The 14,528-nt window shown below is 67.6% G+C and carries 12 protein-coding genes; 8 read left to right on the top strand and 4 right to left on the bottom strand.

Annotated features, from left to right (window positions below; genetic code table 11):
• Positions 1 to 85 precede the first annotated feature (85 nt).
• On the top strand, positions 86 to 823 hold the full coding sequence (sepIVA, locus tag V4U86_RS17530) for a cell division protein SepIVA (protein ID WP_395307222.1): 738 nt from the start codon (positions 86 to 88) through the stop codon (positions 821 to 823).
• Between the two features lie 74 nt (positions 824 to 897).
• Here the strand turns inward: sepIVA and V4U86_RS17525 are convergent, their stop codons facing one another.
• Both V4U86_RS17525 and V4U86_RS17520 read right to left on the bottom strand, forming a co-directional pair.
• On the bottom strand, positions 898 to 2,118 hold the full coding sequence (locus V4U86_RS17525) for an SfnB family sulfur acquisition oxidoreductase (protein WP_395307221.1): 1,221 nt from the start codon (positions 2,116 to 2,118) through the stop codon (positions 898 to 900).
• Positions 2,115 to 3,284 (bottom strand): LLM class flavin-dependent oxidoreductase, encoded by a 1,170-nt coding sequence (locus tag V4U86_RS17520; RefSeq protein ID WP_395307220.1) that lies wholly within the window; start codon positions 3,282 to 3,284, stop codon positions 2,115 to 2,117. The genes V4U86_RS17525 and V4U86_RS17520 overlap by 4 nt, the downstream gene beginning before the upstream one ends.
• Before the next feature lie 196 nt (positions 3,285 to 3,480).
• On the opposite strand from V4U86_RS17520, the gene V4U86_RS17515 reads away from it, so the two are divergent.
• Genes V4U86_RS17515 through mutM form a run of 3 tightly spaced genes read left to right on the top strand, consistent with a single transcriptional unit; the run spans position 3,481 to position 5,597 of the window.
• The gene (locus V4U86_RS17515; protein WP_395307219.1) at positions 3,481 to 4,038 is read left to right on the top strand and encodes a YceD family protein; all 558 of its coding nucleotides are present in this window, start codon (positions 3,481 to 3,483) and stop codon (positions 4,036 to 4,038) included.
• Positions 4,028 to 4,744, top strand: a complete 717-nt coding sequence (gene rnc, locus V4U86_RS17510) for a ribonuclease III (RefSeq protein ID WP_395307218.1) — start codon at positions 4,028 to 4,030, stop codon at positions 4,742 to 4,744. Before V4U86_RS17515 ends, rnc begins: the two co-directional genes overlap by 11 nt.
• Positions 4,728 to 5,597 carry a bifunctional DNA-formamidopyrimidine glycosylase/DNA-(apurinic or apyrimidinic site) lyase gene (gene mutM, locus V4U86_RS17505; RefSeq protein WP_395307217.1) on the top strand — a complete coding sequence of 290 codons (870 nt, stop codon included), beginning with the start codon at positions 4,728 to 4,730 and terminating at the stop codon, positions 5,595 to 5,597. The genes rnc and mutM overlap by 17 nt, the downstream gene beginning before the upstream one ends.
• On the opposite strand, the gene V4U86_RS17500 is transcribed toward mutM, so the two are convergent.
• Positions 5,584 to 6,225: a hypothetical protein gene (locus V4U86_RS17500; RefSeq protein ID WP_395307216.1), complete on the bottom strand. Its 642-nt coding sequence runs from the start codon at positions 6,223 to 6,225 to the stop codon at positions 5,584 to 5,586. The genes mutM and V4U86_RS17500 overlap by 14 nt on opposite strands.
• Positions 6,226 to 6,338: 113 nt before the next feature.
• Here V4U86_RS17500 and V4U86_RS17495 point away from each other — a divergent pair, with 113 nt between their 5' ends.
• The 4 genes from V4U86_RS17495 to V4U86_RS17480 all read left to right on the top strand — a co-directional run bounded on the left by V4U86_RS17495 (position 6,339) and on the right by V4U86_RS17480 (position 11,518).
• On the top strand, positions 6,339 to 6,749 hold the full coding sequence (locus V4U86_RS17495; RefSeq protein WP_395307215.1) for an OsmC family protein: 411 nt from the start codon (positions 6,339 to 6,341) through the stop codon (positions 6,747 to 6,749).
• A complete protein-coding gene (locus V4U86_RS17490; protein ID WP_395307214.1) occupies positions 6,742 to 7,026 on the top strand; it encodes an acylphosphatase in 285 nt (94 codons plus the stop codon). Before V4U86_RS17495 ends, V4U86_RS17490 begins: the two co-directional genes overlap by 8 nt.
• A gap of 26 nt (positions 7,027 to 7,052) precedes the next feature.
• Positions 7,053 to 10,640: a chromosome segregation protein SMC gene (gene smc / locus V4U86_RS17485; RefSeq protein ID WP_395307213.1), complete on the top strand. Its 3,588-nt coding sequence runs from the start codon at positions 7,053 to 7,055 to the stop codon at positions 10,638 to 10,640.
• Positions 10,641 to 10,702: 62 nt separating this feature from the next.
• Positions 10,703 to 11,518 (top strand): hypothetical protein, encoded by an 816-nt coding sequence (locus V4U86_RS17480; RefSeq protein WP_395307212.1) that lies wholly within the window; start codon positions 10,703 to 10,705, stop codon positions 11,516 to 11,518.
• Between the two features lie 89 nt (positions 11,519 to 11,607).
• Here the strand turns inward: V4U86_RS17480 and V4U86_RS17475 are convergent, their stop codons facing one another.
• Positions 11,608 to 12,675: a secretion protein EccK gene (locus V4U86_RS17475; protein WP_395307211.1), complete on the bottom strand. Its 1,068-nt coding sequence runs from the start codon at positions 12,673 to 12,675 to the stop codon at positions 11,608 to 11,610.
• Between the last annotated feature and the right edge of the window lie 1,853 nt (positions 12,676 to 14,528).

The following is a 14,528-nucleotide window of genomic DNA, read 5'->3' as shown; positions in this document are numbered from 1 at the left end:
CTGCGACACACCGAGCCCAAAGCCGAGTCACACGCGTAACACCAGGCACACTGGTCACTAACAACTACGCCTGGAGGGTGTTGCCGTGTATCGAGTGTTCGAGGCGCTGGACGAACTCAGTGCAATCGTGGAAGAAGCCCGTGGCGTGCCGATGACCGCCGGCTGCATGGTGCCGCGCGGCGATGTCCTGGAGTTGCTCGATGACATCAAGGACGCCATCCCCGGCGAGCTCGACGACGCCCAGGACGTCCTGGACGCCCGTGACGGCATGCTCAACGAGGCCAAGGACCACGCCCAGTCGATGGTGGCCACCGCATCGGCCGAGGCCGATTCCATGGTCAACCACGCCCGCGGGGAGGCCGACCGGCTGCTCGCCGACGCCAAGTCCCAGGCCGACCGGATGGTCGCCGAGGCGCGTGCACACAGCGAGCGGATGGTCGTCGAGGCTCGCGAGGAAGCCAGCCGGATCGCCGCGACCGCCAAGCGCGAGTACGAGGCCGCCACCGGACGGGCCAAGTCCGAGGCCGACCGCCTCATCGAGAACGGCAACCTCTCCTACGAGAAGGCCGTCCAGGAGGGCATCAAGGAGCAGCAGCGCCTGGTGTCCCAGACCGAGATCGTGCAGACCGCGACCGCCGAGGCCACCCGGCTGGTCGACACCGCGCATGCCGAGGCCGACCGGCTCCGTGGCGAGTGCGACATCTACGTCGACAGCAAGCTCGCCGAGTTCGAGGATTACCTCAACGGCACCCTGCGCTCGGTCAGCCGGGGACGCCACCAGTTGCGCACCGCGGCCGGCACGCACGACTACGCCACCCGGTAACCACACCCAGAACGACGAAATGGTCGCCACCCCAGCGGGGTTGGCGACCATTTTGTCATTCGTAGCCGGTCGGCCTAGATCTGGCCGTGTCGCGGTGGCTGCGTCCCGGACAGGGTGTGGCGCCCGATGTGCTGCACCTTCCAGCGGGTCGGGTCGTGCAGGGTGTGGGTCCGGGCGTCGCGCCAGTACCGGGACAGATTCGCCGCACCGGAGGCGCTGCGGGTGCCACCCAACTCGAACAGCGTGCTCGAGGCCTCCAGGCAGGCCCGGGTCGCGGCCACCTTGGCCACCGCCACCGCGATCGACGCCTGCGCCGCGCTGTCGGCATTCAGATCGGCCTGTGCCGCGTCGACGGCGCGGGCCGCCTCGGCCAGCAGCGCCTGCGCCCCGCGCACTGTCACCGTGAGCTCGCCGGCCAGGTTGATCACCGTCGGGTCCTCCGCCGAGGAGTCCACGGCCGCTTCGAAATGCGGACGGGCCTTGCCGGCCTGGCGCACCCCCTCGTCCAGTGCGGCGGTCGCGATGCCCACGTCGAGCGCGGCGTGCAGCAATTGCGCCCGCGCGCCGTACACCGTGGGCCGCTTGAAGATCGGGGTGAACGCCACCACCTGGGCGGCGGGCACCCGCACCGACTCCAGGGTGACGGTGCCCGAGGCGGTGGTGCGCTGCCCCATACCGTCCCAGTCGTCGACGACCGTCACGCCCTCGGCGTCGGCCGAGATGTAGGCCAGTGCCTTGGGTGTCGAGGATGTCGGGGTCTCGCCCGGATGATCCGGCACCGAGGCGCGCACCACGATCCAGTCGGCGAACAGCGCACCGGTGGAATAGAACTTGCGCCCGGTGAGCACATGGTCGCCGGACTCGGTGGGCGTCAGGGTGGTGGTGTCGACGTCGATCGGGTGGGGGCCGCGTTCGGACTGCGCATTGGCAAACAGCGCGCCGCCCAACACCTTCTGGTAGAAGAACGCCTGCTGCTCGGCGGTGGCCTGCAGCCGCAGCGCCTCCAGGAAGGTGAAGTGCGAGTGCGGGATCTGGCCCAGCGACGGGTCGCCGTGCGCGATCAGCCGGAACACCTCGGCCAGCACCGCCGCCGGGGCGTCGACCCCACCGTGCTCGACGGGTACCGAAAGGGCCAGCAGCCCAGACTCTTTGAGGGCGCACACCTGTTCGTGCGGCAACTCGCGGGCGGCGTCGCGGGCGGCCGCGTCCGCGGCGAACGCCTCGGAAAGCCCGGCCGCGACCGCAAGCGCCTGCGCGGTGTCGGTGATCCGGGTGCTGTGCAGTCCGGTGGTCACCGCGGGGCGCCGACGAACGGAATCGACACATTCGACGGCTCGGAGGACCCGGCGTTGAACAGGCCGCGCTCGCGCAGGATCGGCACGACACCCTCACCGAACCAGAACAGCTCCTCCAGATGCGGGTAGCCGGAGAAGATGAACTCGTCGATACCGATCTCGGCGTACTCGGCGATGCGGTCGGCGACCTCGGTGTGGCTGCCCACCAGTGCGGTACCGGCGCCGCCGCGGACCAGGCCCACGCCCGACCAGAGGTTCGGCGAGATCTCCAGACTGCGTGCGTCCGACCAGGTTCCGTTGGTGCGGTTGGCCTCGTGCAGGGCCAGCATCCGCTTCTGGCCCTCGGACTGGCTGCGGGCCAGCCCGGCCTGCGCGGCGGCCACCGTCTCCTCGTCGAGCGCACCGATCAGCTTGTCGGCCTGGGCCCACGCTTCCTCGGAGGTGTCCCGGGAGATGGTGTGCAGGCGGATGCCGAAGCGCAGGTTGCGGCCCTCCTTCGCGGCTTCCTCGCGAATCCAGGCGATCTTCTCGGCGACGGCGGCCGGCGGCTCACCCCAGGTGAGATACACATCGGAATGGCGCGCCGCGACCGGTCCGGCCGCCATGGAGCTGCCGCCGAAGTACAGCGGGGGCACCGGGCTGGGCGGCACGGCCAGCGCGGCATCCTCGACCTTGACGTACTCGCCGTCCAGGCTGACCGTCTCACCTGCCCACAACCGGCGTACCACCTCCAGGAATTCGTCGGCGCGCGCGTAGCGGGCGTCCTTGTCGAGATGATCGCCGAAGGCGCGCTGTTCGTGGGCTTCACCACCGACCACCACATTGAGCAGGATGCGGCCGGGAGCGTGCCGGGCGAAGGTGGCCGCCATCTGCGCCGACAGTGTCGGGCTGACCAGACCGGGGCGGAAGGCCACCAGGAACGCCAGCGACGTGGTCTCGCGGGCCAGCAGTGCCGCGGTGACGAACGCATCCTCGCACCACGCGCCGGTCGGGATGAGGGCACCGGTGAAGCCGAACCGCTCCGCTGAACGCACGATCGACGCCAGGTAGTCGATGGTGGCTTCGCGGTCGCCGCCGGCCGCGCCGGCCGGGGTGCCGTGCCCGCCGCCGACGATCAGGCGGCTGTCGCCGTAGGTGGGCAGAAACCAGTGCAGCTTCACAGTCACGGATTCATCCTTTTCGCAGCTAGAAAACTCCGAACACGATTATCGGCGTCCGCGGGACCCATGCCCCGCCACCGGCAACCCCGATGCATTACGCCACCGACCTCACCGGCCACGGGGCTGTCGTCGACTTAAAATCTCGCTGATCCGGTATCGGGTGCGGACGGTGCGGCACCATCGCCGCAGTAGGATCGGCGTCATGGCTGGCAAGAATCCCCTCGCGATCGACATCTCGCGGCTGGGTCGTCGGCCGGGCTCGATGATCGAGGTGCACGAGACGGTGCCGTCGCCGTCGGTCATCGGCCTGGACCTGATCCGTATCGAGGCGGGCGCTCCGCTGGAACTGGACCTGCGCATCGAATCGGTGTCCGAGGGCGCGCTGGTGACCGGGACCGTGTCCGGACCCACCACCGGTGAATGCGTGCGCTGCCTGGAACCGGTGACCGGCGACGTATCCATCGACATCACCGAGCTGTTCGCCTACCCGGGCAGCGCCACCGAGGCGACCACCGAAGAGGATGAGGTCGGTCACGTGGTCGACGACCGGGTCGACCTCGAACAGTCAATCGTCGACGCCGTCGGTCTGGTGCTGCCGTTCTCGCCGCTGTGCCGACCGGACTGCGCCGGGTTGTGCCCGGACTGCGGTGTCGCACTAGCCGATGCCGGCCCGGGCCACTCGCACGAGAAGATCGATCCCCGCTGGGCCAAGCTGGCCGCGCTGCGGGACCAGGCCGGAGACGACGCCAGTGACGGCTGATCACGAGTCGTTGCTCGACGCGCTCGGGGTGGCACTGCCGGCGGATCTGCTCACCATCGCGCTGACGCACCGCAGTTACTCCTACGAAAACGGTGGGCTGCCCACCAACGAGCGCCTGGAATTCCTCGGCGACGCGGTGCTGGGACTGACCATCACAGAAGAGCTCTACCACCGCCATCCCGACCGCCCGGAGGGCGATCTGGCCAAGCTGCGCGCCAGCATCGTCAACACCCAGGCACTGGCCGACGTCGGACGCAAACTCGGGCTCGGCGAACACCTGCTGCTGGGCAAGGGAGAAGAAAGTTCTGGCGGCGCGGACAAGTCGAGCATCCTCGCCGACGGTGTCGAATCACTCTTGGGCGCAATCTATCTGGACAAGGGCAATGTGGTGGCCCGGGAGGCGATCCTGCGGCTGTTCAGTGAATTGCTCGATACCGCACCGACCTTGGGTGCGGGCCTGGACTGGAAGAGCAGCCTGCAGGAACTGTCCGTCGCGAAGGGGCTGGGCCCGCCGGCATACACGGTGACCGCGCAGGGGCCGGACCACGACAAGGAATTCACCGCCGTCGTGACTGTGGCCGAGCGGGAGTACGGACGCGGGCTCGGGCGGACCAAGAAAGAAGCGGAACTCAAGGCGGCCGCGGCCGCGTGGAGTGCCATCAGCGAGTCGGACGGCGACGAGACCGGGGATGCCCGAACTTCCTGAGGTCGAGGTCGTGCGACGCGGATTGGCCGCACACGTCCTGGACCGCACCATCATCGACGCGCAGGTGCTGCACCCGCGCGCCGCGCGCCGTCACCTGGCGGGCACCAACGATCTCGTCGCGCGCTTGCGGGGCAACACGATCACCGGCACCGGCCGGCGCGGCAAGTACCTGTGGCTCACCCTGGCCAGCGGTGACGCGCTCGTCGTGCACCTGGGGATGAGCGGACAGATGCTGCTGGGCGCCGTGCCGAACCCCTCGCACCTGCGGATCGCCACCACTCTCGACAACGGCGTCACGATGAACTTCGTCGACCAGCGCACCTTCGGCGGCTGGATGTTGACCGACGTCGTGACCATCGACGGCACCGAGGTTCCCGAGCCCGTCGCGCACATCGCACGGGATCCGCTGGATCCCGCGTTCGACCGCGACGGTGTGGTAACGGTGTTGCGGCGCAAGCATTCCGAGATCAAACGCCAGTTACTGGACCAGACCGTGGTGTCCGGGATCGGCAACATCTACGCCGACGAGGCATTGTGGCGAGCCAAGATCAACGGGGCCAGGCTGGCCTCGGCGCTGAGCCGGCGCCAGCTCGCCGAGCTGCTCGACGCCGCGGCCGAGGTGATGACCGGTGCGCTGAGTCAGGGTGGGACGTCCTTCGATTCGCTGTATGTGAACGTCAACGGCGAGTCGGGCTATTTCGAGCGGTCGCTGGAGGCCTACGGCCGCGTCGACCAGGCCTGCCGACGCTGCGGTGCGGTCATGCAACGCGAGAAATTCATGAATCGCTCGTCGTACTACTGCCCGAAATGCCAACCGCGTCCGCGCATCCGCCGGACTGCTATCGCTGGCTGAACTCCACGGCGGCCGACATGCAGACCTTCCACTCGCCGGCCTCCTTGCGGAAGTAGGCGATGTCGAACGGGCCGGCGTCGCTCATCCGAGCCGAGGCGACCTCGCCCTTGACCTCGATGTCGCTCGCGGTCACCTCGCTGGTCGGGACACCCGGCATCTCGATGCCTTGCAGAATCTGACCGAGTTCACCCAGCGCGCTGAACATTCCGGCCTCGGCGGCGCAGAAGTATTGCCCGAGCTCGGAAAAATTACCGGAGTTGCCGGCCGCACCGAAGTCCTCGACCAACTGCTCGATCTGGGCCTCATCGGTGGAGACCAGGATGTCGTCACCAGAACGGAAGAGGAAGATTCCACCGACCACCAGCGCCGCGATGACCAGCACGCTGGCCACACCACCGAGAATCCACCAGGTGGTGTTGCTCTTCTTGGGCGGTTGCGGGGCATAGGGGTACGGATATCCCGGGGGTATCGCGCCGTAGCCGGAGGGAACGCCACCGTAGGGGTGCTGACCGTATGCCGGGGGCGGTACCTCGTAGGCGGGGTAGTCGTACGTCGGGGGCTGCTGGGAACCCTGCTCCGGACCCCAAGGGCCCTGCGGGCCCGGTTGTTGCGGGGGGTAATAGGTCACGGCGACGGCTCCTCAGCTGGTGTAGTTCAACACTAACCCGGGATGCAACCGGCGCCGAGGCTTTGCCGGGCGTGCCGAAATGGCCACCGTTGGCCCTCCGTAGACTCGCCCGAATGACAGAGTTGTGGGTCGAGCGGACCGGCGTGCGCCGCTACACCGGGCGGAGCACGCGCGGTGCCGAGGTGCTGGTCGGATCCGAGGACGTCGAGGGCGTTTTCACCCCCGGCGAGCTGATGAAGATCGCGCTGGCGGCCTGCAGCGGGATGAGCAGCGACGCACCGCTGCGTCGTCGGCTCGGTGACGACTACGCCACCACGATCCGGGTGTCCGGGCCGGCCGACCGTGACCAGGAGCGTTACCCGCTGCTCGAAGAGACCCTGGAGATCGATCTGTCCGGACTGTCCGAGGACGAGGTGAAACGCCTGCAGGTGGTCGTCGAACGCGCCATCGACCAGGTCTGCACCGTCGGACGCACCCTCAAATCCGGGACCGAGGTCACCTTCGAGGTGCAAAACGTTGGCTGAGGCCGAGGACGTCCGGCTCAACGCCTGGGTGCACGGGAACGTGCAGGGCGTCGGTTTCCGCTGGTGGACCCGCTCCCGCGCGCTGGAACTCGGGTTGACCGGCTACGCCCAGAACAAGCCCGACGGGCGTGTCCATGTCGTCGCGCGGGGACCGCGCCCGGCTTGTGAGCGGCTGCTGGACCTGCTGAAATCGGGTCAGACGCCGGGAACGGTGGATTCGGTCATGTCGGATTGGCTGGCACCCGGCGATCCGATCGACGGCTTCACCGAACGCTGACCGCGGCGACGGTAGGGTAACTCGGCATGCATCTCAAGAGTCTGACGCTGAAGGGCTTCAAGTCCTTCGCTGCGCCGACGACTCTGCGCTTCGAACCCGGCATCACCTGTGTGGTCGGGCCGAACGGCTCCGGTAAGTCCAACGTGGTCGACGCTCTGACCTGGGTGATGGGTGAGCAGGGCGCCAAGACACTGCGCGGCGGCAAGATGGAGGACGTCATCTTCGCCGGCACCTCCTCACGGGCACCGCTGGGCCGCGCCGAGGTGACGCTGACCATCGACAACTCCGACAACGCGCTGCCGATCGAGTACTCCGAGGTGTCCATCACCCGGCGGATGTTCCGCGACGGCGCCGGGGAGTACGAGATCAACGGCAGCAGCTGCCGCCTGATGGATGTGCAGGAACTGCTCAGTGACTCCGGCATCGGCCGGGAAATGCACGTCATCGTCGGGCAGGGCAAGCTTTCCGAGATCCTGGAGTCCCGGCCCGAGGACCGCCGCGCCTACATCGAAGAAGCCGCCGGGGTGCTCAAGCACCGCAAGCGGCGCGAGAAGGCGGTCCGCAAGCTCGACTCGATGCAGGCCAACCTGGCCCGGCTCTCCGATCTGACCACCGAGCTGCGCCGTCAGCTCAAGCCGCTGGGACGCCAGGCCGAGATGGCGCGCCGCGCCCAGACCATCCAGGCCGACCTGCGCGACGCCCGGTTGCGGCTGGCCGCCGACGACCTGTTGGCCCGGCAGACCGAGTTCAACAGCACCAACCAGACCGAGACGATGTTGCGCCGCGAGCATGACGAGGTGACGACACGTCTGGAGCTCGCATCCGCCGAGCTGGCCGAGCACGAGTCCGCGGTCACCGAACTGACCGAGCGCGCCGAAGCCGCCCAGCAGTCCTGGTTCCGGTTGTCGGCACTGGCCGAGCGGGTCAGCGCGACCGTACGGATTGCCACCGACCGCACCCAGTTGCTCGACACCGAACCCGAGGTGGACTCCGGTCGCGACCCGGACGCGCTGGAGGCCGAGGCCGACGAGGTCGCCGCGCGGGAGCAGGAACTGCTCGCCGAACTGGAGGCGTCCCGGGAGACCTTGGAGTACGCCCGCGCCGAGCTGGCCGAACGTGAGCGCATCGCTGCCGACGCCGAGCAGGCGCACCGGGCGGCCGCCCGGGCAGAGGCCGATCGCCGCGAGGGCCTGGCCCGGTTGTCCGGGCAGGTCGACACCATGCGTACCCGGGTGGAATCCACCGACGACGAGGTGGCCCGGCTGTCGACGCGCATCGAGGAGGCGGCGGCCCGAGTTCAGCAGGCGCAGGCCGAGTTCGAGACGGTGCAGGCCCGCGTCGGTGAGCTCGACGAGGGCGAGGTCGGCCTCGACGATCAGCACGACCGGTCGGTGGCCGCGCTGCGGGTGGCCGACGAGCGGGTCGCCGAACTGCAGGCCGCCGAGCGGGCCGCCGAGAAGCAGGCTGTGTCTTTGCAGGCGCGTATCGACGCGCTGTCGGTGGGCCTGGAGCGCAAGGACGGCGCCGCCTGGCTGATCGACAACCATGGGGAGACAGGGCTTTTCGGTTCGGTTGCCAAACTCGTCCGGGTCCGTCCGGGTTACGAGGTGGCGGTCGCGACGGTGCTCGGACCGGCCGCCGACGCGCTGGCCGCCGAGGATGTCGGGGCAGCCCGGGCCGCCGTCGCCGCGCTGAAGGAAGCCGACGGCGGACGCGCGGCGCTGCTGCTCGGCGACTGGCCGGTGCACGCGGCGCACAACGGTGAGGCGTTGCCGGCCGGCGGGCAGTGGGCCATCGACCTGGTCGAGGCGCCGGACCGGCTGCGCGGCGCGGTCACCGCGCTGCTCTCCGGGGTGGCGGTGGTCTCGGATCTGGCTGCCGCGCTGGATCTGGTGGCTGAGCGGCCGCATCTGCGGGTGGCCACCTCCGAAGGCGACCTGGTGGGGGCAGGCTGGATCAGTGGCGGGTCGGACCGCAAGGTGTCCACCCTGGAGATCGCATCCGAAATCGACAAGGCCCGAACCGAACTCGAGAACGTGGAACGGCAGGCCGGCGAACTCATCGCAGCCCTTTCTGGTGCAAAGGCCGAGCAGTCGGCTCGCCAGGACGCGGCCGAGCAGGCACTGGCCGCGTTGAACGAGTCGGATGCGGCTATCTCGTCGATCTATGAACAGCTCGGACGGTTGGGGCAGGAAGCACGCAACGCCGACGCCGAGTATCAGCGGTTGATCAAGCAGCGCGGCGAGCTCGAGGCCGGCCGTAACGCCGCCGTCGAGGAGCTCACCGCACTGGAGAGCCGGCTGCACAATGCGCAGCAGGCGCCGATGTTCGAAGTCGACGACACCGATGACCGTCAGGAGTTCACGCTGGCCGCGGAGACTGCGCGGGCCACCGAGGTGGAGGCCCGGCTGGCCGTGCGTACCGCCGAGGAGCGCGCGAATGCGGTTCGGGGACGGGCGGATTCGTTGCGCCGCTCGGCCGCCGCCGAGCGTGAGGCGCGGGTGCGGGCGGCCCGGGCCCGGGAGGCCCGCGAGCACGCGGCGACGGTGGCGGCCGCCGTCGTCGATGCGGGTCGGTTGGTCGCCGCGAAGTTGGCCGCTGCGGTCGCCTCGGCCTCCTACACCCGCGACCGGTTGGCCGTCGAACGCACCCAGCGCGCCGAATCGCTGAACCGGGCCCGCACCGAGGTCAACGAACTCGCGGCGCGGATCACCGCGCTGACCGATTCGCTGCACCGCGACGAGGTCGCGAAAGCCCAAGCGGCGCTGCGCATCGAGCAGCTGGAGCAGCAGGCCCTGGAGCAGTTCGGTTTGGCCGCAGCCGATCTGATCGCCGAGTACGGCCCCGATGTGCCATTGCCGCCGTCTGAGTTGGAGATTGCCGAGTACGAGCAGGCCCGTGAGCGCGGGGAGCAGGTCGTCGCGCCCGCACCGATGCCGTACGACCGGGACACCCAGGAACGGCGGGCCAAGAAAGCCGAGCGTGAGCTCAAGGAACTCGGCCGGGTCAATCCGCTGGCGCTGGAAGAGTTCGCGGCGCTGGAGGAGCGCTACAACTTCCTGTCCACCCAGTTGGAGGACGTGAAGGGTGCGCGCAAGGATCTGATGGATGTCATCGAGGACGTCGACGCGCGCATCCTGACGGTGTTCACCGAGGCCTACGCCGACGTGGAGCGCGAATTCACCCAGGTGTTCGCGTCGCTGTTCCCCGGCGGTGAGGGCCGGCTGCTGCTGACCAATCCCGACGACATGCTGACCACCGGCATCGAGGTGGAAGCGCGTCCGCCGGGCAAGAAGGTCAAGCGGCTCTCGCTGCTGTCCGGTGGTGAGAAGTCGTTGACCGCAGTCGCGATGCTGGTGGCGATCTTCCGGGCCCGGCCGTCGCCGTTCTACATCATGGACGAGGTCGAGGCCGCGCTGGACGATGTGAACCTGCGCCGCCTGCTCGGGCTGTTCGAGCAGTTGCGGGAGAAGTCGCAGCTGATCGTCATCACCCATCAGAAGCCGACTATGGAGATTGCCGATGCGCTCTACGGCGTCACCATGCAGGGTGACGGCATCACCCAGGTGATCTCGCAACGGATGCGGGGGCAGGACCTGGTGGGGGCCGGCTAGTTTTTGGTGCGATCCGGGGGTGGTGACCTCCGGTAGGGTTTTTGGGGTTGGGAGGGGGCCCGATGACGCCGGAACCGTTGAAGGTGGACGCCGAACTGCTGCGGTCCGCGGGAGAGCGGTTGTTGACCGCAGCCCAGGGGCTGCCGGATGCGCCGGAAGCTTTCAGTGTGCCGTGCGGCGCCGACGCGTTATCACAGGCGATCGCCCTGGAGATTCCGAAGGCGGAGAACCCGATCATCGAGGGTCTGCCGCCGATGAAACAGAACGCCATCGGCACCGCGGAATCGGTGATCGAGGCGGCGCGGCGGTACGCCAATACCGATTCGCGCCTCAAGAGCAAGATCGATGAGACGATGCGTCCCCCGGGGGCTGGCGCGGGCGGCCCCGGAGGTGCGGGCGGTTCTGGTGGTGGGCCGGCTGCTTCTGGTGGGCCGGCTGGCTCTGGTGGGCCGGGCGGCGGATCTGTGGGCGGTGCGCCGGCGGGTGGTGCTCCGATGAGTCCCGGCGCCGCGAGTGCTGTTCCCGCGAGCGCGAGTGCGGGATCCGCTGGGCAGTTGGGTTCGATGCTGGGCATGCCGATGCAGATGGCGCAGCAGGCCGCCCAGATCCCGTCACAAGCCGCGGGTATGGCCGGGTCGTTGCCGCAGAGCGCGATGCAGGGTGCTCAGCAGGTCGGCGAACAGGTCACCCAGATGGTCGGGCAGTTCAGCGAGAAGGACGGTCGGGACGAGGAATCCGAGCCGTCCGAACGTGGTGGGCGGCACCGAGCGGAGGAGCCTGACGGCGCTGCGTCAGGCGACACGAATGCCGAACGTGCCCCGGCGGCGCCGTCCGTTCCGAGGTCGGCTGCGCACACGGACCCGACGATCAACCTCTGAAGGCTCGACGGCGCTGTCCGGACCGAAGAGACCCTGCGGAAAGCAGTACTACCCGTGGTACTGGCGACGTCGTAGTACTACCGGGAGTACTAGCTCGCCATTGCCGACACGGCATCTGAGGTGAGCACGCTGACGTGTTGCCAATAGATCCATTCGGCAATCGCGGCTCGCTGCAGTTCGGGGTCCTGGGCGTTGTGCGCACGGAACAGAGCTACTTCCTGCAGGTGGTCGGCGTAGGCGATCATCGCCTTGAGGTGCGCGCCCGCGCGGTCAGGGTTGGCGCTCAACAGGGGTTTGCAGACATCCAGCAGCAGGCTGATCTTGTTGTTGGCCGGTGGGGTGTTGTCCGCCGGCGCCGGGGGAAGCAGTTCGGTGAGGCCGGCGGCCGGGATGGCGGCGAGTTTGGTGGCCACCTCGGGAGCGATGACCTCTAGTCGGTTGCGGCCCTGCATGTTTCCGCTGTCCGGTAGGTCTTCGGGAGTGAGCACGTCGCGCGCGGCGCCGAGGTCGAAACCGCGTAGATTCTCCCCGGTGCCACAGACCGCTTGCAGAGCGACGTCGTGGTGGCGGGCCCATTCCTGCACTGCGAGCAGGGGATAGGTGGCCCACGTACCGCGGGTCTGGGCGGGGATGGATTCGTCGGCGGTGACCATGTGGACCTGCTCCGGCAGGTGCACGTGTTCGGGGATGTAGGCCAGGCCATAGTTGTTGGCGGCCAGGATACGACCGTCGTTGGTGACGGCGGTGATCCAGACCAGGCTGGGGTCGGTGATACCGACGTTGAGTGCGGCGCCGATGTGGCGGGCGAGCTGTCGGGGGTTGGTTCCCTTGCGCCGTATGGCGCCTGCGGTGGCGGCGGCTGCAATGGCGTCGCGTTCGGCGCGGGCTGCCGAGATCGGTATAGGGGCAGCGGGTCCGGCGGCACCGCCCTGATTGGTGGAAGCAGGCGAGACGGCGGGACCGATGGGCCCACCCCCGGGCGGCACGGGTGCGGCCGGTGCGGGGGTGGACGGGTTGCCCAGCGGCATCGGCGGGGCGCCCGTCGGCGGTGCGGGGGCCGGCGCCGGTGCTGGAGGAGGCGCGCTGGAGGTGGGTGCGCTGTGCCCGGTGGCGGCGGCCGGCGCTGTCGACGCTGCGGTGTCGGCCTGCTGGTACATGGGTGCAGCCGGTTGGGGTGCGGGCGCGGCGGGGCTGAGCGGAGCCTGCGTCAGCGGTCCGGGATTGGCACTCGCCGCCTTGGTGGCGTCGGTGAAGCCCTTTTGGAAGTCCTGCTGCGGGGTGCTTACTGGCGCGGGACCGGAGCCTGAGCCGGGACCGGGTGTGGCTGTGGGAGTTTGGGGGCCGCCTCCGCCTGGCACGCCGCCGGAGCTTTGTGGGGTGCTGATGGCGGGGCCTCCGCTGGGGCCGCTCTTGCCGGTCGATGTCAGAGCCGTAGGCGGCGGGTTTGGGGGCGTCGGGCCGGTCGACGGGTTACCGGACGCCGTCGGAAACCGTGCCGGGGGAGCGCTCGATGGCTGGTGCGGTTGCAGGGCCACAGTGTTTGGCTGGCCTGATGGTTGATTTGGCACCGGAACGGGTGATGGCGCTGTTGGTTCGGGAGCTACCGGCGTTTGGGACACTGTGTCCTGCTTGCCGACCGGCACAGCTTGTCCCGTCTCATTCTTGGGTGGTGTGTTAGGCGCCTGTGAAACTGTGTTTTCTTGCTTACCGGCGGGTTGGGCCGCAGTTTGGCCTTCGGAATCCGACTGCACCAGGGTGCCCGCCGTGCCTGGTGTTGTGTGCGCACCACCCGATGGGGTCTGGTCGATCGGATTCTGTCTAGGACTGGCAGAGCCAGTCGGATGAGAGCTTCCCGCAGGCCCAGAAAGTCCGGCAAGGGCTCTAGCGAGATGATCCGCGGATGGGTTCCAATTCTTAAACTCCGCAGCAGTGCTGGCCGACTCCACGTCAGCGACATTCGCCTGATGAGTGTCGGAAATGAGCCTGCTTCTCTTTTGTCCTATTTCCTCGGCATCGAGGCCTGATGATTCGAGTGCGGCGATCTGGACATGAGCGGCGACTACGCGGTTAAAGATATTGACTTTAGTAGTTAGGACCACACTGAAGACATTATTCAACCACGTAATCGCCTTTAAAAGTCGATCCTGCTGATCTTCCATCGTGGAAGCGGATCCGCTAATCGCCTCGGAACCAGCATTAGCGCCCTTGCCGGACCATATAGAGCCGGATGATATTTCGACTTTCTCGCGCAACCATAGATCGTATTGCTGAGTCAGTTTCTGCACGACGCTAGACAATTCCGTAACTCGGTCAAGCAGTTCGTGCTCGTCGCTGTTTGGCCAGCCGCCGGGTTCCAGCATTTCATTGGCATATGTACCCGTTGGCCTTCCGAAACCCATGTTAAGCCTACCCTTGAATTGCTAAACATGCTTGGAGTGGTATGTAGGCTAGGTAGGCGGCCGCTACCGATAGGTCGTGATCCGATGCAGTATAGGTGGGTATGGCCTGTACGTATGCCTGCCAATACTGCGACGATAATTGAGCAAAGTCGACCCAGGTTGGGGTATTGCTCCGTGCGCTAAGTTCGACCATTTCCTGTGCGAATCGAGATATTCGTGATGCTGCCTGATCGAAGATGGCCCGTTGTATCGGATTCCACTCGGCGGCGTCGAGACCGTGGTCAGATTCCCGCCAGGGTGCTGAGTCGGCGTCGAAGCTGTCGGTCATTTCTTCCCACTCTGCACAAACTGCTGAATTTGACTCCTCTATGAATCGCTGTGGAGGGTCTGGGTGCGACGGGGCGCTGAAAGATTCTGGGACAGGAGCCGGTGGGACCGCAGGTCCTCGTTCGTGTGCAGTACGGGACAGGATGGCGTTGCAGATCGATACGACGGCGTTAGACGAATTGCCCGCGGTATTTGCTAGGTGATTATCGCTTGGGACATAGTTTGGAATGCTGTCGGCGTATGCTCGCCAAAAGGCAATCGATTGTTCAAACAGTTCCCTCATG

It is taken from the genome of Mycobacterium sp. AMU20-3851 (genome assembly GCF_043974665.1).
Taxonomy (GTDB): Bacteria; Actinomycetota; Actinomycetes; order Mycobacteriales; family Mycobacteriaceae; genus Mycobacterium.
This window is presented reverse-complemented; position numbering and strand designations above follow the sequence as displayed.